This is a genomic window from Alcanivorax xiamenensis (genome assembly GCF_009846745.1).
In the GTDB taxonomy this organism is placed as follows: domain Bacteria; phylum Pseudomonadota; class Gammaproteobacteria; order Pseudomonadales; family Alcanivoracaceae; genus Alloalcanivorax; species Alloalcanivorax xiamenensis.
In genome coordinates this window covers 109,248-128,504 of the sequence record NZ_AQPF01000008.1, presented here as the reverse complement: position 1 = coordinate 128,504, position 19,257 = coordinate 109,248, and the positions used below count along the sequence as shown (strand labels likewise).

18 protein-coding genes are annotated in these 19,257 nt (G+C 61.6%); 4 read left to right on the top strand and 14 right to left on the bottom strand.

Annotated features, from left to right (window positions below):
- Positions 1-119 precede the first annotated feature (119 nt).
- The gene (locus tag A6D6_RS07890) at positions 120-1,016 is read left to right on the top strand and encodes an arginase family protein (RefSeq protein WP_133490141.1); all 897 of its coding nucleotides are present in this window, start codon (positions 120-122) and stop codon (positions 1,014-1,016) included.
- Between the two features lie 7 nt (positions 1,017-1,023).
- Here A6D6_RS07890 and ocd read toward each other — a convergent pair whose 3' ends face one another.
- The 6 genes from ocd to A6D6_RS07860 form a co-directional block, all read right to left on the bottom strand.
- Entirely contained in the window at positions 1,024-2,034 is a 1,011-nt protein-coding gene (gene ocd / locus A6D6_RS07885) for an ornithine cyclodeaminase (RefSeq protein WP_159660410.1), read from the bottom strand.
- 81 nt (positions 2,035-2,115) lie between these two features.
- Positions 2,116-2,892, bottom strand: a complete 777-nt coding sequence (locus tag A6D6_RS07880; RefSeq protein ID WP_133490143.1) for an enoyl-CoA hydratase-related protein — start codon at positions 2,890-2,892, stop codon at positions 2,116-2,118.
- A 38-nt stretch (positions 2,893-2,930) separates the two neighbouring features.
- A complete protein-coding gene (locus tag A6D6_RS07875; protein ID WP_133490144.1) occupies positions 2,931-3,794 on the bottom strand; it encodes an SDR family NAD(P)-dependent oxidoreductase in 864 nt (287 codons plus the stop codon).
- Positions 3,791-4,234, bottom strand: coding sequence for a MaoC/PaaZ C-terminal domain-containing protein (locus A6D6_RS07870; RefSeq protein WP_133490145.1), 444 nt, complete (start codon positions 4,232-4,234; stop codon positions 3,791-3,793). The genes A6D6_RS07875 and A6D6_RS07870 overlap by 4 nt, the downstream gene beginning before the upstream one ends.
- Positions 4,231-4,722, bottom strand: a complete 492-nt coding sequence (locus A6D6_RS07865; protein ID WP_133490146.1) for a MaoC family dehydratase N-terminal domain-containing protein — start codon at positions 4,720-4,722, stop codon at positions 4,231-4,233. The genes A6D6_RS07870 and A6D6_RS07865 overlap by 4 nt, the downstream gene beginning before the upstream one ends.
- Positions 4,723-4,724: 2 nt before the next feature.
- Positions 4,725-5,906: a lipid-transfer protein gene (locus A6D6_RS07860; RefSeq protein WP_159660409.1), complete on the bottom strand. Its 1,182-nt coding sequence runs from the start codon at positions 5,904-5,906 to the stop codon at positions 4,725-4,727.
- 192 nt (positions 5,907-6,098) lie between these two features.
- Here A6D6_RS07860 and A6D6_RS07855 point away from each other — a divergent pair, with 192 nt between their 5' ends.
- Both A6D6_RS07855 and A6D6_RS07850 read left to right on the top strand, forming a co-directional pair.
- The gene (locus A6D6_RS07855; RefSeq protein WP_133490148.1) at positions 6,099-6,761 is read left to right on the top strand and encodes a TetR/AcrR family transcriptional regulator; all 663 of its coding nucleotides are present in this window, start codon (positions 6,099-6,101) and stop codon (positions 6,759-6,761) included.
- Positions 6,762-6,873: 112 nt separating this feature from the next.
- A complete protein-coding gene (locus tag A6D6_RS07850; RefSeq protein ID WP_133490149.1) occupies positions 6,874-8,430 on the top strand; it encodes a long-chain-fatty-acid--CoA ligase in 1,557 nt (518 codons plus the stop codon).
- 61 nt (positions 8,431-8,491) lie between these two features.
- On the opposite strand, the gene A6D6_RS07845 is transcribed toward A6D6_RS07850, so the two are convergent.
- Positions 8,492-8,974, bottom strand: a complete 483-nt coding sequence (locus tag A6D6_RS07845; RefSeq protein WP_133490150.1) for an Lrp/AsnC family transcriptional regulator — start codon at positions 8,972-8,974, stop codon at positions 8,492-8,494.
- 295 nt (positions 8,975-9,269) lie between these two features.
- Here A6D6_RS07845 and A6D6_RS07840 point away from each other — a divergent pair, with 295 nt between their 5' ends.
- Positions 9,270-10,943: a 2-isopropylmalate synthase gene (locus A6D6_RS07840; RefSeq protein ID WP_159660408.1), complete on the top strand. Its 1,674-nt coding sequence runs from the start codon at positions 9,270-9,272 to the stop codon at positions 10,941-10,943.
- Here A6D6_RS07840 and A6D6_RS07835 read toward each other — a convergent pair.
- The 7 genes from A6D6_RS07835 to A6D6_RS07805 all read right to left on the bottom strand — a co-directional run bounded on the left by A6D6_RS07835 (position 10,940) and on the right by A6D6_RS07805 (position 19,168).
- Positions 10,940-12,115, bottom strand: coding sequence for a hypothetical protein (locus tag A6D6_RS07835; RefSeq protein WP_133490152.1), 1,176 nt, complete (start codon positions 12,113-12,115; stop codon positions 10,940-10,942). The genes A6D6_RS07840 and A6D6_RS07835 overlap by 4 nt on opposite strands.
- A 77-nt stretch (positions 12,116-12,192) precedes the next feature.
- Positions 12,193-12,894, bottom strand: a complete 702-nt coding sequence (locus tag A6D6_RS07830) for a type 1 glutamine amidotransferase (protein WP_133490153.1) — start codon at positions 12,892-12,894, stop codon at positions 12,193-12,195.
- 21 nt (positions 12,895-12,915) lie between these two features.
- Entirely contained in the window at positions 12,916-14,286 is a 1,371-nt protein-coding gene (locus A6D6_RS07825; RefSeq protein ID WP_159660407.1) for an META domain-containing protein, read from the bottom strand.
- Between the two features lie 100 nt (positions 14,287-14,386).
- Entirely contained in the window at positions 14,387-15,061 is a 675-nt protein-coding gene (gene mtgA, locus A6D6_RS07820) for a monofunctional biosynthetic peptidoglycan transglycosylase (RefSeq protein ID WP_133490155.1), read from the bottom strand.
- A 124-nt stretch (positions 15,062-15,185) separates the two neighbouring features.
- Complete coding sequence (locus A6D6_RS07815) at positions 15,186-15,518, bottom strand: hypothetical protein (RefSeq protein WP_133490156.1); 333 nt, start codon at positions 15,516-15,518, stop codon at positions 15,186-15,188.
- 118 nt (positions 15,519-15,636) lie between these two features.
- Complete coding sequence (locus tag A6D6_RS07810) at positions 15,637-17,331, bottom strand: SulP family inorganic anion transporter (protein ID WP_159660406.1); 1,695 nt, start codon at positions 17,329-17,331, stop codon at positions 15,637-15,639.
- Positions 17,332-17,539: 208 nt separating this feature from the next.
- Positions 17,540-19,168: a CehA/McbA family metallohydrolase domain-containing protein gene (locus tag A6D6_RS07805; protein ID WP_159660405.1), complete on the bottom strand. Its 1,629-nt coding sequence runs from the start codon at positions 19,166-19,168 to the stop codon at positions 17,540-17,542.
- Between the last annotated feature and the right edge of the window lie 89 nt (positions 19,169-19,257).

The window sequence follows — 19,257 nt, the reverse complement described above, 5'->3', positions numbered from 1 at the left end:
TCTCCAGGCTCTCCATGATGCCATCAACGGGGGTATGCTGGTGGCGAACCGGGCGTGCGGAATGGCGTCACGTCTGCTTTGAGGATAACCGCGACGGGCGGTTTCGGCGAGGATTGGCCATGTTGTCGTTACCCGCGCTGGCGGCGCCGTCCTATCTGGGCGGACGGCGACCGGAAAGGCCCTGGCGGCCTGGAGACATCCGCCTGGAACCGTTGTGGCGGAGGCTGCGTCAGCGTCATGGCCTGACGCTGGACTGGCGCGACTGCCTGCTGCCGCCGGACAACGCGTCCGGCCCGTCGGTCCTGGCCGATTACCTGAGCCGACTGCGAGACCGCGTGTACAACGAACTGAGTAGCGGCCGCCCGTTGTTCGTGCTCGGCGGCGATCACGCCAATGCCATGGCGGTGTGGGACGCTGCCCTGGCGACGGTGGGCGAGCGCCGTTTCGGCCTGCTGTGGATCGACGCCCATCTGGACTGCCATACCTTCATGACCACCCCCTCGGGCAATGTGCACGGCATGCCGCTGGCGGCGTTGCTGGGGCTGGCGGATCCTTCACTGGCGGCGCTGATGCCCGGCCGCCGCCGGTTGCGGCCGGAAGCACTGTGTCTGTTCGGGGTGCGCAGTTATGAGCGTGCCGAACAGGACGCCATGGAATGCCTGAAGGTCCGTGTGATTCAGGCGGCCCGGGTGCGCCGCGACGGTGTGGATGCGGCTCTGGACGGAGCGCTGGATTACCTGGACCAGCATTGCGAGCACTACGGAATCAGCATTGATCTGGACGCCATTCACCCACGTCAGGCACCGGCGGTGGCCACGCCGGTGGTCGGGGGGCTCAATGGTCCCGCCTTGTGTCAGGCGTTGTGCCGGAGGGTGGATCCGGATCGCTGCCGGATCCTGGAAATCGCCGAGTTCTACCCGTCGCTGGATCGCGCCGGTCGCACCCAGCGGCTATTGGCGGATCTGGTTGGCGCCTGGTGGTGGTCCCGCGGCAGCCGTCGGCGGGGGTGGGCCTGAGGCCTCGTCAATTGCCCGCCACCAATGAAAACAAGTCCTTCGGATCGGCCAGATCCGGTACCAGGGTCACCTCGCTACCGATGTCGTATCGCTCCGCCAACCGTGCCACCAGGTCCAGCACCGCCAGGTCCTCCACGGCGATGCCCACGGCATCGAACAGGGTGATGTCATCGTCGTTGTCACGGCCGGAGCGCTGATTGGTGAGGATTTCCCATAGTTCGGAGTGGACGCTGGCGGCCCCGGTTTGCTGGATCTCGCCTTCCTGTTCGCTTTGCGGCCGGTACTCCACCACGGTTTTGCAACGGCGTATCACCTCTGGCGACAGTTCCGTTTTACCCGGGCAGTCGCCGCCCATGGCGTTGATGTGGACGCCGGGACGCAGCAGCGCTTCGTCGATCAGGGACTGGTGTTGTTTGGCGGCGGTGAGCGTAATCCAGACATCGGCCTCACGGAGCGTATCGGCGATGTCTTGTCCTCGCCGCAGGTGAAAACGGTGGCCGAGATGACCGGCGAATTTGTCCATGGCAGTGGCGTCGATGTCGAAGTAGCTCACCTCGGTCACCGGCAGGCGGCTGGCCAGAGCCAGCACCTGAAATTCCGCCTGGGCGCCACAACCGATCAGCGCCACCCGCTGGCTTTCCAGCCGTGCCAGCAGGCCGGCGGCCAGGGCCGCCACGGCGGCGGTGCGCACCGCCGTCAGCAAGGTCATCTCACTGACCATCAGTGGGTAGCCGCTGGGTACGTCGGCCAGCAGGCCGATGGCGGTGACACTGAGCTTGCCCCGCGCCGGGTTGCCCGGGTGGCCGTTCACGTATTTGACGCCATAGAGCCGGTCATCGGCGCAAGGCATCAGTTCGGTAACGCCGAAAGGGTAATGGAAGGCGTGGCGGGGGGAGAGCCGCAATTCCGGCCAGCGGCGCAGGTAGTCTTCAATGGCGTCCACCGCCAGCGCCAGGAAAGGTTCCAGGCCGACGCGCCGGATCAGCGCTTGCATATCGGTCACGGTGATCAGCTTCATGGGCCCTCCCGCGTGGCGTGCTTCCATGCTACTCCCTGGGGAGGGTGTGAGCACGCTTCATGGATAACCCGAGACCCGCCCTCAACGGCCCCGAAACACTGCTTGCCGTTTTTCAACGAATGCCTGGGCTCCTTCCTTGAGATCCTCGGTGGTGAAGGCCAGGGACTGCATGTCGGCTTCATGATCCAGGGTCTCGGTAAGCGAAGCGCTCCAGGAATGGTTGATTTGGGCTTTTATCATTCCCAGGCCGAGAGAGGGCCCCACGGCTATTTGACGGGCCACGTGCAGCGCCTCGTCGCCAAGCTGGTCGTCGTCGACACAGCGCCAGATCAGTCCCCAATCCGCGGCCTGCTGCGCGTTGAGTGGTTCCGCCAGTAACGCCAAAGCTCGCGCACGCGGCACGCCGATGGCGCGTTGCACGAACAACGAGGTTCCCGCGTCCAGAGCCGCGCCGAGGCGGGCGAAACTGAGAATAAAGCGGGCGGAGCGCGCGGCGAGGACAATATCGCCGGCCAGTGCAAGGCCAACACCGGCGCCTGCCGCCGCGCCATTGACCGCCGTTACCACAGGAATGCGGCCAGCGCGCAGCCTTTCCAGAGTAGGGTGCAGATGTCGGCGCATACGGGCACCGATATCGGCGCCTGATTTGAACAGGCCTCCCCCCAACTGCGCGCCGGAGCAGAAACCCTTGCCCGCTGCGGTTATCAGGATGGCGCGGATGTCCGCGTCCGCGCTCACCGCGGCGGTAACGGTGTCCAGCTCCCGCATCAGCGTGTCGTCAAGTGCATTGTATTCGGCGGGCCGGTTCAATGTGATGATGGCGACGCCATCGCGGTCTTCACGCAGCACGGTTGGCATGGTTTTCTCTCCGGTGTAGAAGGAATGGTCGTCTCCATTCACATGAGCAGACCGCCGCCGCATACCAGCATCTGGCCGCTGATGTAATTGGACTCCGGTGCGCAGAACAGATAGACGGCATCGGCGGCTTCCTGCGGGTGGCCAGCTCGTCCGAGAGGAATGGTCCTGGCCATGGTGTCCAGTAACGATGGCTGAACGCCCACTTTGATGGCTCTGCCTTCCACTTCGATGGTTTTTTGCTCTTCCTCGATAGCTTGGGTGAGACGTGTTTCAATCAACCCGAAGGCGACCGCGTTGACGTTGACCTTATAACGGCCCCATTCCTTGCACAGGGTACGAGTCAGACCCAATAAAGAGGCTTTGCCCGAGGAGTAACTGGCTTGGCCGGCGTTGCCGTATAGCCCGGCAATGGATGAGATGTTCACGACCTTGCGAAAGACCTCGTGACCTTCCGAGGCTTCCTTTTTCGCCATGATTCGGATCGGTTCCGAAGCGGCACGCAGGATGCGAAAAGGGGCAACCAAGTGCACATCCAGCATCGCCTGGAACATGTCGTCGGTCATCTTGCCGATGGTGGCGTCCCAGGTATAACCGGCGTTGTTGACGATAATATCGATGCCGCCGAACGCCTCCAGAGCACCTTGTACGAACCGCTCCGGGAACGCTTCCTCGGTCACACTGCCATTGATGGCAATGGCGTCACCGCCGGCTTCGGCAATCTCCGCGGCGACCGCGTCTCCGGTGTCGGGATCAAGATCATTGACCACCACCCGGGCCCCTTCGGAAGCCAGTTTGAGGGCGATGGCACGGCCAATGCCGCGTCCGGAACCGGTAATCAAGGCGACCTTTTTTTTCAGTTTGCCGTGGGGGTGGATCACCAGAGTTTCGTTATTGTCCGTCATTCTTGTTCTCCTTGCGGGTCGAATGCGACGACCGCTTCGCCCTTGAGTTTTATGTCGCCATCCTGGTCGCGGGCGGTCATTTCCAGGCGGGCGCGCTGCTCACCGTCTACGATTTCTATAGCCGTGACACGGCCCTGGCAGGTGATCCCGGCTCCGACCTGTGTGATGGCGGTAAAGCGTACGCCGAACTCCCGCACCGATGAGGGCGGAAACACCTCGTTCAGCGCCACGCCCAAACGCGCCATGATGAACATGCCGTGAGCGAAAACATCGGGAAAGCCAGAAGATCGGGCGAAATCGATATCGACATGGATCGGGTTGTGATCGCCGGAAGCACCACAATAAAGCGCCAGCTCATGACGCGTGATGGGATCGAAATGGCGGTTTACCGGAATCTCTCCGACCGTCAAGGACGTCGGACCGGCGGGACAGTGATTCATTGCGTTGCTCCGGCGGTATGGGGCGGGTTTCGAACCACGATAGTGCTGACGATATCCGCGACGTGCTGGTCATGGCCGTTATCGACGCGAATGGCCTGGGCGATCATGGTGAGCGCCCCGCCCTTTTTATTGGAGATGTCTCTGATGCGGGTGGTGAAAACAAGCTCGTCGCCAACACAGGCGGGGTGATGGAAGGCAAACTTCTGTTCGCCGTGAAGAATACGGCCGATATCCACTCCCAGCAGTTCCAGCACCGCTGGCGGGCCCGGGTTGTCGAGGGATTGCAGGCAGAACAGATAGGTCGGCGGAATCGGAATATCGCGATAGCCTGCTTCGCGAGCCGCCCGGGTATCGTGATACACCGGATTCGTTTCGCCGATGGTCTCGAGAAAGAATTTAAGGCGCCGTGGCTCGACGAAGGCGCGTTGAGAAGGGAAGACATGGCCGACAGCGGATTGCGGATCGATCGAGAATGTCTCTGATGTCATGATCAGGCCCTCTCGTAAAGTGTCACGACGCAAGCACCACCAAGACCCAGGTTGTGCTGCAATCCGATGCGGGCGCTATCCACCTGGCGCGGGCCGCATTGGCCCCTGAGCTGCCAGACGATTTCGGCGCACTGTGCGAGCCCGGTGGCGCCAAGGGGGTGGCCCTTGGAAAGCAGCCCGCCGGAGGGGTTGGTGACGACTTTACCGCCATAGGTGTTATCGCCATCCATGATGAAACGTTCGGCGGTCCCTTCCGGGGTCAGCCCGAGCCCTTCATAGGTGATGATTTCGTTGGCGGTGAAGCAGTCGTGCAGTTCCACCACGTCCACCGCCTCGGGGCCGAGCCCCGCTTCTTCGTAGACGCTTTGCGCGGCGGCCGCGGTAAGGTCGGCGCCAACCACTTTCATTAGGTTTTGTTCCGAAAAGGTGGATGGGAAGTCCGTCGTCATCGCCTGGGCGCGGATAGCAACGTCGGCCTGAATCCCCAAGCGTCGGGCGAAACCTTCCGAAACCAGGATAGCGGCGGCGGCACCGCAGGTGGGCGGGCAACATTGCAGGCGTGTGAGAGGCCCGTACATTGGGGCGGACGCCAGTACTTCCTCGGTGGTGATGGATTCGCGGAAAATGGCTTTGTCGTTATGTTCCGCGTGGCGCCGCGCTTTAACAGAGATCAAGGCAAAAGCTTCATCGCTGGCGCCGTGGCGTTGCTGGTATTCACGTCCGGCACCGCCGAACAGCTTGATGGCCATGGGAATGCCGGATGTGTCTCCGTTTTCATCGGCGGCCTCGACGAAACGGCTGAGCGGGCTGGGGCGGTCGGACCATACATCCCCCAAAGCACCGGGCTCCATCTGTTCGAAGCCCAGCGCAATGGCACAGTCGACCATGCCGGAAGCCACTGCCTGACGGGCCAGAAACAGCGCGCTGGATCCCGTTGAGCAGTTGTTGTTGACGTTAAGCACCGGAATGCCGGTCATGCCGGCTCGATAAAGCGCGGCCTGTCCGCTGGTGGAATCCCCGTACACATAGCCGACGTAGGCCTGTTGGATGTCCCGGTACTCGAGGCCGGCATCAGCGAGTGCGAGGCGAATCGCCGTTTCGCCCATCTTGTCGTAGCTATCGCTGGTGCCGGGTTTGACGAAGGGGATCATGCCGACCCCCGCCACTCTGACTGATTCGCCCATGGCCTTCTCCCGTGAAAATTGGCTTTACAATGTTTTTCTGATTGGTCAGTCTTTGTATTACCGGTCGGTAACTTATCGAAGAATGGCGCAGCGCAAAACCGGCGTCAAGAGAGTTCGGAGACCGATGAGCCGGTGTGAGGGCGTGTCAGGTGTGAGCAATCGAACCAGGAGCAACTATGTCCAGGAGCAACTATGTCAGGTGACGCGGATAAGCGGGCCGACGCGGCGGAAATGAAACTGGCCGCTTCCCCTTGGAAGCCATTCGAGGCTCGGCGCCGTGAGAGAGACGTCAAGCGTGGAGCGGTATTGCGAGTGGCGGTGAGTTTGTTTTTGGAGCAGGGCTACGATCGCACGTCGCTTAACGAAGTGGCGGAACGTCTCAATATTACCAAGCCGGCTCTTTATAACTATTTCCGCAGCAAGGAAGAGATTCTCGTTGAGTGTTATCGGCTGGGGCAGGAAAAGGCGATGGCCGGTATCGAACGTATCCTGGCGAAGCCGGATACCGGTCTGGTCCGCTTGCGTGCCTTGATTCGTCACTATTGCGAAGTGATGACACTCGATTTTGGTCAATGCCTGGTAAGGGTCGACGACCACGTACTTTCCGCTCTGGCTCGCGATCAGGTACGTGAAGGCAAACGTCTGATTGACCGTTATTTCCGTGATTTTCTCACCAGCGGGATGGAAGACGGCTCGATCAAACCTTGTGATGTGCGCTTGACGGTATTCGCCATTACCGGGGCGATTAACTGGGTCGGGCATTGGTATCGGGCGGATGGTGAAATGACCGCCCGGGAGATCGGTGATACCTACGCCATGCAGTTGACCGGGAGTCTGGCCGTGGAGGAAACCTGATTCCAGGGCATTGGCGGGACAGGGCCGTTCACGAGAGCAGTTCACCGAGAATAACAAAGCTTACCGCAGGCGGTTCAAGCTAACCGCAGACGGTTCAACAGGAGTGAAAGGAATGAACATAACTCAGGGCCTGCGCCGCGCGCAGCAGATTAACCGAAACGGAACCGCCATCATTGAAGGTGACCTCACACGCACCTGGGCAGAGGTGGGTGACCGCGTTGCCCGGTTGGCAGGAGCGCTTGGCGAATATGGCGTGAAGCCGGGAGACCGGGTTGCGGTGTTGATGCTCAATAGCGCCCGCTATCTTGAATTGTATCTGGCTTGCGCCTGGTCCGGTGCGGTCATCGTGCCACTGAACATTCGCTGGAGCACAAGGGAGAACGCGCTGGCTTTGGAAGACTGTGGTGCCCGCCTGTTGTTTGTCGATGCGGCTTTCGAGTCCTCGGCACGGGAACTGGCCGACGACGGTATGGCAACCACCGTGGTGTGGGCTGATGATGGCGCGTCGCCAACGGGTTCGCTTGATTACGAGACACTGCTGAATGAGGCCGCCCCGGTGGCGGACGTGATGTGCGATCAGAATGATCTCGCCGGTATCTTTTATACCGGTGGCACCACGGGCCGCTCGAAAGGAGTGATGCTCAGTCACGGCAATCTGGTCGCCAATGCCTTCAACGCGCTGGCGGAAGGCCTGTTTCCCAGAGGCAGTGTGTATCTTCACGCGGCGCCGATGTTTCATCTCGCCAACGGCGCGGCGATGTATTCGCAGCTGTTGTGTGGCGGTACCAACGTCATTATCCAGGCGTTCAGCCCGGAAGCCTTGACCGCGGCGGTGGAACGTCACGGTGTCACGGATATGTTGCTGGTGCCCACCATGATCCAGATGCTGGTCGACAGTGAGGCCGTGGTGTCCGCGGATTTGTCGTCGGTTCGCCGTGTTCTGTATGGCGCCTCACCGATCAGCGAGGCGGTGCTTGACCGGGCTTTGGCACGGCTCCCGGATGCCGGTTTCGTGCAACTTTACGGTATGACGGAGCTGTCGCCGATCGCCACCCTCAACCCGCCTGAGAACCATCTGGGAGAGGCGCGTGAGCGAGGACTTCACAAATCCGCCGGACGAGCCACGCTGGGGGTCGAGGTGCGTATTGTTGGTGACGACAATAACCAGCTGCCGCCCGGTCAGGTCGGGGAGATCGTGGCGCGTGGTGATAATCTGATGCAGGGGTATTGGAACCGTCCCGAGGAAACCGGCAAAGCGATCGTCGACGGTTGGATGCATACCGGTGATGGCGGTTATCTGGACGCCGACGGCTATCTGTTCGTGGTTGACCGCGTCAAAGACATGATTATCTCCGGTGGGGAGAACGTCTATTCCGTCGAGGTGGAAAATACCATCGCCGAGCATCCGGCGGTGGCGCAATGCGCGGTCATCGGTATTCCGGACGATCATTGGGGGGAGGCGGTTCACGCGGTGGTTCTGCCAAAGCCTGGAGAAGCCATTGGCGGTGACGAGCTCATCGCTTTTTGCAAGGCCCGTATCGCTGGCTACAAATGTCCCCGCAGCGTGGAGGTGCGCGACCAGCCGCTGCCGATGTCCGGCGCCGGCAAGATTCTCAAGACCGAATTGCGCCGGCCCTGGTGGGAGACCCGCGAACACGGTATCTCCTGAACGGCTGTCGCCGGGCCGTGTGAGGACGCGCGGTGGTCCGCGCGTCCGGGTTCCCTTTTCACTACAGATAGTCCAGAGGCAGGGCACTGGTGTCGATCACCCGCCGCATCACGAAGCTGGAGTGCACGCCGCTGACGCCCTCGATGCGGGTCACCTTGTTGAGCAGAAAGTTCTGGTAGTGGTCGATGTCCGGCACCACTACCTTGAGCAGGTAGTCCGCTTCCTGGCCGGTGACCAGATAGCACTGTTGCACTTCCGGGTACCGCGACACGGTGGCCTCGAAATTGGCGAACCGCTCGGGGATGTGGCGGTCCATGCTGACCTGAATCATGACGGTGAGGTCCAGACCCAGCTTACGGGGATCCAGCACCGTTTCCCGCCGCAGGATGATGCCCGCCGCTTCCAGCTTTTGTACCCGCCGTGAGCAGGGTGAGGGAGACAAGCCGACCCGCTCCGCCAGTTGTTGATTGGTAAGGCCGCCGTCGTCCTGGAGAGCGCGCAGGATGCGGACGTCGGTGCGATCCAGATTTGCCGGTTTTTCCATGGGCGTGGTGTTTCCTTTTGTATTTTTCGGTTTTCACGAGATAATATTGCCAAATATTCGGAAAATGGGAGAAAAAAGCAAGCACATTGCCCTGTTGTCTCCGTAAACTGTCTCTTGTCGTCACGGGTCACAAGTCCGGGCGACACCGGAAGCGGCCCCGCCCTACCCGGCGGCGGTCGTACCCGGACCCGCGTTGACCGGTGATCCCGGAGAACGATCGAGGGCCTGCCTGGCGGGCCCCGGAATCCAAAAAAGACAGGGTTTCCCTTACCAGGGTATCAATTGGAGTCACCCCATGAGTTTCGATCATCGCAAATACAGTCCTTTCGTTACCGTCGACAAACCGGATCGCAAGTGGCCGGGCCGCCGCATCGAGAAAGCGCCGCTATGGGCCGCGGTGGATCTGCGGGATGGTAACCAGGCGCTGATCAAGCCTATGTCGGTGGCGCAGAAAAAGCGTTTCTTCAAGCTTTTGGTGGAAGTGGGGTTCAAGGAAATTGAGGTGGGTTTCCCCTCCGGCAGCCAGATCGATTTCGATTTTTGCCGTGCCCTGATCGAGGAAGACCTGGTGCCGGACGATGTCCATATCCAGGTGCTCACCCAGTCACGGCACGAACTGATCGAGCGCACCTTTGAAGCGGTACGTGGGGCCAAGAACGCCATTGTTCATATTTACAATGCCACCTCGCCGACGTTCCGCGAGCAGGTGTTCAATGTGGACAAGGAAGGTTGCAAGGCCATCGCCGTGCAGGCCGCCACCTGGGTGCGTGACATGGCGGCGGAGCAGCCGGAGACCCATTGGAGTTTTGAGTATTCGCCGGAGACCTTCAGCGCCACGGAGACCGATTTCGCCGTCGAGGTGATTGATGCCGTGAATGAGGTTTGGCGCCCGGATCAGGGCCAGCGGGTGATCATCAACCTGCCGGCCACGGTTGAAGTGAGCACGCCGAACGTGTTCGCCGATCAGGTGGAGATCGTGCATGAAAACATCCGCTATCGGGAGCATGTACTGATCAGTGTCCACACTCATAACGATCGTGGTTGTGGTGTGGCGGCCGCCGAGCTGTCGATGATGGCCGGGGCCGATCGGGTGGAAGGGACGCTGTTGGGCAATGGCGAGCGCACCGGCAACATGGATCTGGTGACCTGCGGTATGAACCTCTATACCCATGGGGTCGATCCCGGGATTGATTTCTCACGGATGAAGGAAATCGTGCAGGTGGTGGAGGAGATCACCGATATCCCCACGCACCCGCGTCATCCGTACGCTGGCGATCTGGTGTTCACGGCCTTCTCCGGCAGCCACCAGGACGCGATCCGCAAGTGCCTCGGCCTGTATAAACCCGGTGACATCTGGCGTGTGGCGTATCTGCCCATCGACCCGGCGGATCTGGGGCGGCGCTACGAGGAAGTGGTGCGGATCAACTCCCAATCGGGCAAAGGCGGCGTGACGCACGTACTGGAGCGGGACTATGGCATCAGTCTGCCACGCTGGTTGCAGCAGGAAATGGCGAAACTGGTGCAGACCGATGCCGAGCAGGATGGTGGCGAGATCGATAGCCGCCGGGTGCATCAGCGTTTTAATAGTGACTATTTGGAAGTGCCGAATGGCTGGACGCTGCGTTCCTATGATCTCCATCGCGGAGAGCAGGGCGTGCAGGCGCAGATCAGCATCGGCGATGAGCGTTCACCGGTGACGGTGCTCTCCGGCCGCGGCGAAGGCGCTGTCGGTGCCCTGGTGGAATCGCTCAACCGCCGGCACGGTTGGCAGTTGCAAGTGGAAGCGTTCGACGAGTACTCGTTGGGCGACAACACCGAAGCCAATGCCATGGCCTGTGTCCGGGTGCAGGTTGGTGGTCATACGCGGAGTGCCGTGGCGCTGGCCGCGGACACCACCGCCGCCGCCCTGCAGGCGATCCTCTCCGCCGCCGGCCGCATGGCCGAGGCGGAGGCGCAAAAAAGCGCTTAACCGCGAACCGAGCCGGTCCGCTCATGATCACCGGCCCCGTTGGGGGCCGGTGATTTTGTTTCTGGGGGGTGACTGGGGGAGAGTTGCGCGGGCGACTCAGGCTCCGGCACGCAAGCGGCGATACCGTTGACCAGATCACTGGGTACGAAGTAGTTGGTGCCGGGGTCGCCGGTATGCTGGCGGACCACATAGCGCCCTTCGGTTTCCAACAGGATTTTTACGTCGCGGGAGCGGCGGTCATCCAGAGTAATGGCCTTGAGTCCCGGAGGGGGGGCTTGCCACAGCAACACGGCACAATGGCGTGCGCCGGAAGCGGATGTTTGCAAAGTGTAGCCAGCCAGTTTGGCGCTGGCCGGAGGGAACAGCCCGATCAGCACGACAAGCGCGAAGCCCCGCAGCGTGATCCAGGCAATGGGATTGCGCTGGTTCTGTATCGTCGCAATAAGCACCAAACTGATGAATTGCAATAGGCCAAACACCAGGATGACCAGCAGTCCCAACGGGTAGCCCCAGGTGTCTTGTTGCTCCGTTGAAGCCAGGAAGGACATAACCGCGGTTCCAAGGATCATCAGGAGCAATATTTGCGCGAGGCCGGCGCCCAGGGCCATCAATATGAAATCAGGCGAGAACCGCCAGAAACGCCACAAGCCTTTGATGGCGACAACAGCGAACAGGGTGATAGGGAGCAACAGCGTGAAAAGCGCCGCGATGGTGCTGTCGGAATCCTTGAACAACTCCGCGAGTGTCAGCCAGGTAACGGCCATCAGCGACAAGGCCAATAGCCAACGGCCCAGCAACCTCCGGCGAGCCGGCTGCCGGTTTTTATCCTTGAGGTTCTCCAGCCCCAGCTCCTCTATCAGTTTGGGACCATCAAGATGTGTCGGTGTGAACAGTATCGCCGTGGGCAGCAGCAGCAGAGCCACCAGCAAGGCAATGATGAAGACCTGAACCGCGAACAGGATGGGCAAAGCGGTGATGATGGTGGGCGAAGTCAGGCTGAGCGGTACTTTTTCTTCAATGATGTAGTTATGCAGATACAGCGCGGACGTAAACAGGGTGCCGGCGGCGAGTGGCCAGGCCCGGTCGTTGAGCCAGGCCAGTCCCTCGGTCAGTTGGCTGTCCCAGGTCGGCGAAGAAGGCGCTGTTTCCGTGCGTTCGACGTTGTTTTCCATAACCATGAACCCTGTCGATCCTGTAACCATCGGCGGGCATTAAGAATACGGGATGAGTCCGAGCTGTCCAGGATCGGTCAGGCAGAGCCGATACCCAAAAAACGCCCCAGCAATACCGACAGCAAACGCTGATTGGTGGTGAATATCTGCGGCAGGCTGAGGATTTCCGTGACGCTCTGGGTCCAGGGGCCGGGGCTGAGATCGGTGGCGCATTCCTGGCACAGGGTGCGGGCGTTGTCCTCGCCCATTTCCAGGTGAAATTGCAGGGCCAGGACGTTGTCGCCGTAGCTGAAGGCCTGGTGTTCGCATCCCCAGCTGCGGGCCAGATGGAGAGCGCCGTCGGGTATCTCGAAAGTATCACCGTGCCAATGAAACACCGCCGGGGCATCATTGAACAGGCTGCCCAGCGGGTGCTGCTGGCCCAACTCGGTGCTCTGGACCGGAAAGAAACCGATTTCCTTGTTCGGGTTTTCGTGCACCCGTGCACCGAGCGCGCGAGCAATCAGTTGAGCTCCCAGGCAGATGCCAAGCACTTTGTGGCCACGGTCGATACAGGCGCGAATAAAACGCTTCTCGTCAGCCAGCCAGGGGTAGCGCTGATCGTCATCGGCGCCCATGGGGCCGCCCATGACAATCAGCGCGTCCAGATCATCCGGGTCCGGTAACGCTTCACCGTGATAGAGACGGGTGGCGGTGATGTGCGCGCCATTGGCGTCCAACCAGGGCTTGATGGCGCCCAGTTTCTCGAAGGGCACGTGGGTCAGGTAATGGATGCGCACGGCCAGCCTCCCGGATTCCGGTTACAGATACTCCGCGGTGAACACCGCCAGCAGATGGTTTTCCTGATCGTAGAGGCTAAGCCGTTCGCCATCGATGCGGAAGCCCCGGGTCTGCTCCAGGCCCGTGAGGAACGCGCCGGAGACAGTGTCTCCAGTGCAAGCCCGTTCGGTGGTGGTTAATTCCGTGAAGGTGAGGTTGTCGCCGTCCACGGTGAAACCGCCGGTAAGGCGATTGCAGCTGGTATCGCCCTTGACCGTGTTATCGCCGGCGAGGATCAGGTGGGCCTGGTTCCGGCCTTCGGCGGGGGGCGGGGCTGCCCGGCCGTCCACGTCAATCAATTTCCAGTAGGTGTTGGTCAGTTGCGCGGAGGGTTGTTCGCACTGCTCGGGCTCCATCACCTTGCGATAATCGCGAACCACCAGGGCGTCCACCAGCGTACCGGCTTCCCGGCCGCGCCGTTTTTCCAGGGTCCCGTCCAGTTCCATGAACAGGGGGGCCATGGGTTCCAGGCCGGCTTGCTGGTAAGCCTTGGCCAGGGCATCGGCCATGGCGCCGGTCACGGTCAGGCGCCGGTCGCTGTCGCAGGGCGTGAAGATGGCCTGCTCATTGTGGTAAAGGTAACGACCGACGAAGCTGACCGGTGCCGGCCCGCTGTCATGGGCGGTCAGGTTCACGGTGGCGAGCCGCCCTTCATCGTCCCGCTGCAAAGGGGTGTCCCCGGTGGTCATGACAACACCGCCATCGACGATGACCCGGGCGTTCACCGAATAGTCGGCGCCGGCCTTGAGGCGTCCGCTGGCCAGGTAGAGGTGAAAGGGTTGGGGTGTTTCCCGCAGATGGATCAGGCGCTGCAGTAACGGTGCCCGGTTGCCGTCCATCAAGGTCACCGCCAGTACCGCCTGGGGGGGCAGCTTGGTGTCGTCCGCGAAAGTGATTTCGCCGCTGACCTGTTCCACCGCTTCGTCGTCCCGTTGGTAAACGCCAGCATAAGGGGTGTTTTCGTCCTGTTTCCCGGCCTGGCCCGCGAGGGTCAGGGTGTCTTTCTCCAGCGTCGGGCTCAGAACGGCCTCGTTGACGTTGTCCTGCCCATTCAGATAGCGCAGGGCCAGTTGATTGTCGCGGCGTTCCCAGCTCAATCCCTGATGTCGGGTATCGCCTACCAGAAACAGTTCGCCGTCCTCCGCCAGTACCAGAATGCGCGCCGCTTGATCGCCGGTGGGGCGCCAGGCGCCGCTGATGCTGTCCCGTTCCTCGGCGGCCGGCTCGGGGGCCGGGCTGGCTTGCTCGGTCCGCGGTTGTGGCGCGGCGGGGGTATCGGCATCGGGAGAGGGGCTGTCGTCACAGGCAGCCAACAGCGCTACCAGGGGCAGCACGAGCCCGATTGCTTTCATAGGAAGCTCTCCAAATTCTGTCTTGAATATCTAGTCGAATCGAACGCCGGGTTCGAACCCGTGGGTATGTGATGGTGAGATACCATCCGCCCCGTTTTGTTCAGCCCGGATCTGGCAAGGCCACCAGGGGGAGCTGATTTTGTATCCACTGGGTGCGTTGGTGCACGTAATCGGTGACACCACGCACGTCATAGTAGCTGGGGCGCGGCAGCATTGCCGCCAGTTGCGCCGCCTGCGCCGGCCCCAGGGACGCGGCGCTGATGCCGAAGTAATGCCTGGCGGCGGCTTCGGCACCGAAAATCCGGTTGCCCCATTGGGCAGTGTTCAAGTACAGCTCCAGAATCCGCTGCTTGGACATGGTGGCTTCCAGCATCAGCGCGATCAGGGCTTCCTGCCCCTTGCGCCAGTAGCTGCGGTCGCTGTTCAGGAACAGATTCTTGGCCAGCTGCTGGGTGATGGTGGAGCCACCGGCCACCGGGCGCCCCGCCTTGCGGTTGCGCTCGATGGCGTGACGGATCCCGCGCCAGTCAAAGCCGATATGCTCAACGAAGCGGGCATCCTCCGAAACCAGTACCGCCCGTTTCAGGTCCGTGGCGATTTGATCGTAGTCCCGCCACAGATACTGCACCGTGCCGTGTTGGCGGGACCGTTCCATGAAGGCGGTATTCTGCGGGTTGTAAGCGCGTAAATACAGTACCTGGCCGAGGAACCACAATTGTGTCCCCAGCACCGCGATGATGGCCAGTCCCAGCAGTGACAGAAAAAAGCGTTTCATGGCGTACCCGTTCCGTCCGGCGATGCCGGAGGCGTCCCTTCTCATGATCCCGGTCTATGTTGTCCAAAAGCGGCCGGTTTGTCAGGTTGAAAACATCGGGAACGTGACCGGAGCCGGGTCCTGGTCAGCGCCCAGGCACCGGCAGATCGAGCTTGGGTTGCTCTCGGCGCTTCGGTGAGGAAAACGGCTTGGCGGTGTTTCGGGGCAGGCCCTGGCCTTCGGCGCCGGTCATGTCCTCGATTTCCAGCTTGTGTTTTTCCATGGGGTTCTCCCCGCGAGAGCCGGAATCATCGTTTTGCAACCGGGTGCGCGGGGTGCTGCTCAGGCCCTCGTAGTTGAGGCCATAGTTGTAGTCTTCTTCGTAGACGTCGTCGCCGCGGATGTAGTCGTAGCCGTCGGCATGAACCGCGCCGATGGCCAGCAGGCCGGCCGTGAGGAGGGCGATGGGCAGGCGCATGGGGCTTCTCCCTGTGGCTTCATGGAAGATTGGACGCCGCCGGGTCCGAAGCGGTTCCCGCGCCGGCCGGCGGTGCATGCTCTCGCGGCGATGAGCGAAGGCCGCGGTGAGCGCCCGGTCAGTCGTGTTCCCGGGGGGGCGCCGCCAGCGCGTCGATCGCCTCGCGATTGTTAACGAACAGATTGTCGTCACCGAGCCGTTGCAGCAAGCCGATGTGGGCCAGACGATCGCGGACCTGCTTTTTCACCCCGGACAGGGCCAGCCGGATACCCCGCCGTTGCAGGTCCTGATGCAATTGGGATAGGGTGTCCGCGCCGGTGGCGTCCATGTCGTTGACCGCGGACGCGCAAATCAGAATAACCCGGAGATCGGTTTCTTTTTGCAGACGTTCGCGGATGAAGCGGTCCATGAGCGGTGCGGTGATGTAGGTCAGGGACGCGTCCAGGCGCAGCGACAATACCCCGGGCGCAATCGGGGGCAGGCCGTTGAGGGAGCGGTCTCGAAGGGTACCGGCGGGGTCCAGCCCCAGTTCGATCAGGCGCGGGTGGGCGCGCCGATAAAGGAAGAACAGCATCGCCAGCAAGAAGCCTGTGAGGACACCCCAATGGAGGTACGGAACCGCGATCAGCGTGGCGATAAAGGTCGCCACCGCCACCACGCCGTCATCCCTGGAGGTACGGAAAAGATGCAGAAACGCCTTCGGCTGGATCAGGTTGAGGACCGGTACGATGATGATTGCCGCCAGCACGGCGCGTGGCAGATGCTGCAGGTAGCTGGTGAAAAAAAGCAGGCAGACCAGGGTGCACAGGGCCGCGAACAGTGCTGACCAGCCGCTGGTGGCTCCCACATAAAGATTCAGGGCGCTGCGGGAGAAGGAGCCGCTTACCGGGAAGGCCCCGCTCAAGCCGCTGGTGATCTTCGCCAGCCCCTGTCCCACCAGTTCCTGATTCTGATTCCACAGGCGGCCATCCGGGTTGGGCAGGGTGCGGGCACTGGCCATGGCCTCGGTGAAGCTGATCAGGGCGATGATCACCGCCGCCGGCAACAGGGCGCGGTGCTGTTCAAGGGTGAGGGAGGGCGGCCACTGGGGGGCGGGCAAGCCGGCGGGAATCAACCCCACCACATTGCCTCCCAGCGCTTGATAGCCGAACAGGGCGCTGACCGCGATGCCCACGACACACACCACCAGAACGCCGGGCAGCCGTGGCGCGAAGCGTTTTTGCAGCCACAGCAAAATAATCGAGCCCAGGCCGAAAGCCAGGCTCCATAGCCAGGTGGCGTCGGCATTGGCCAGGTGGTGTTGGAGGCTGGCCAGCGCAGTGCTGAAATCCTGGCTTTGCAGGCCCAGCAGAGCAGGTAGTTGAGACAGCAGAATGATCAACGCTGCCGCGTTAATGAACCCCGTTATCACGGCGTTGGATATGAAGTTGGCGATCACTCCAAGCCGGAAGGCACCGAGCAGGAACTGGATCAGGCCAGCGTACAGCGCCAGCCAGATGGCCAGCATTACCCATTGTCCGCTTTCCGGTTCCGCCAGGGGGTGCAGAGCGGCGTAGGTCAGCAGACTGGTGAGGGCCACCGGGCCCACCGCGAGCAGTGCCGAGGAACCCCACAGTATTCCCACGATACTGGGAAGCAGGGCGGCATAGAGCCCGGTGACCGGAGGCATGCCGGCCAAAGTGGCGTAGGCGATGGCTTGAGGAATCAGTACCAGTCCCACGGTGATGCCGGCGAAGGCGTCCTTGCGCAATGACCGGGCGCTGGGACGGGGCCACTGCGTGAACGGCAGCAAGCGGCGGATCCAGGACTTCATTGAAACTCCATGAACGGACTGTGGCGCGGGGCACGGCAAAACCGGACCGCTGGGGTGCAGGCATTCGGGCTAATGTCAGGCAATTATAAATGAGGAGTGGGCGGTATTGAAATTGGTTCGCCAGGCTATTTTTTGATGGCTGGTTATTAATGGAAGGGTGGTACCAAACAAAGCGGGAAGCGGCCCGCGGCCGCTTCCCATGGGAGGGTCACTCCGCCGTAATGAAGATCGGATTGGAGTAGAACCACAGATCGTTGTAATTGCGGGCGTTGATGGCGTCAAAGCGAGCGGCGTCATTGGCGACCTCCACCTTGGCGTCCGGCAGTGGTTCGCCGTCTTTCATTTGTCCCGGTACGTTGACCGCCAGATTGGTGCCGCGTAAGCGCAGGTACTGATCGCCGGACGCGGTGAAGGTGTGGGTGATGACGCTGTAGCCGTCCTCGTCCACGGTCCAATCATTGGCGGTGAAACGTGCCAGCACCCGGGTGCTGGGGTTGCTGGCGGACTGATAAGCCACGGAGTCCGGCCGCGCCGGCGCCTGGACATCGCCGACAATCAGGTCCACGTGATCCACGGTCGGCTTCATATAAGCGGACTGGCCGCTCTCCAGTGGATATTCGTAGTGATTGGTCTCCGGGCTGCGGAAGCGAATGGTCACCGTTACCTGGTCGCCGGGGGCCGCGTTCAGGGTGCCCCCCATGACCGTGCCGCGATCACCGTTGGCGGCCCGGAACTCCAGAGCGTCGATCAGATCGCCGAAAACACCAAACAGACGGCCGCCGCGCAGTCCTTCCAGCAGGGCGGAGGCGTCCTCCCCATCCTTCCAGACATAGGTCTTGGCATATTCACCGGGGGCGTAGCCGCTGCTGTAACGGCCCTGGGCGGTGGTGAAATGGTAGTCGGAGTTGGCCAGGTTCCAGATCCGCCGGCCCTCTCCCAGGAGCGCGTCCCAGGTGCCTCCCAGTTGTGCCACCAGATAGTCGGTACCGCCGTAGGTGCGCGAGCTCAGGTTCTCCTCGACATAGGCCTCGGCGTAGCCACCGCGATCGGGCTCCATCTGATTGCCGACCATGCCTTCGATGGCGAAAAACTGATCCGGGGCCAGGTCATGCATTTCGCGAATCTGGGCGATGGTGTATTTGCCCGTGTAGCGGGAAGGGTGGTTCAGCAGCATATAGCTGTCGGGATGATTGTCGCGCAGCCAACGCAATGCGGTCAGGGCGTCCTCGTGGGTGGTGTTGGCGCGCGGCTGATCGCCGAGACGTTCCACCAGGGCGGGATCAAAAAGGCCGGCATCACGGGTGGTGAACAGATACTCGAACTCCGCCACCGCCCGTAGATTGGCCTCGGACATTGGGGCGTCCATGCCGATACCCACGTTGACGTGGTCGTGAGTCGGCATATCCCACTCGAACGAGGAATAGATCAAGGCGCCGGGATAGCGGTCTTGCTCCAGGGCTTGCTTCAGATAAGGCATCTCGTGGTCGATAAGCGCCTGATAAAAGGGTATGGATTCTCCCAGCTCGGCGCCGTCATGATCCCGGTAGGACGTGCGCAGATGATTGGAAATGGTGAGCCAGTCCAGATCGTAGCGGGTAAAGGCATCCTCCAGAACGCTCTCCAGGGAAACCTGGGCGTCGTCGGATTGGTAGGTATGCACATGCAGATCCCCGGCGCTCCAGGAACCGGTGGGTTGCGGTTCCGGAGTCGGCTCGGGGGTGGGCTCGGGAGCCGGCGAGGAGCTGCTTCCGGATCCACCGCAGGCGCTCAGGAAAGTGGCGAGGGTGATGGCCGACAACAAGGAAGCGCGAGTGTTGCGGGGAAAAAGAAAAGACATTGAACGTGCTCTCCGGATCAAGGCATCAGGATCGATGCCGTGAAAAAGAAGGGCACTTTGGACCAGTCAGGTGACGATATAATGACGTG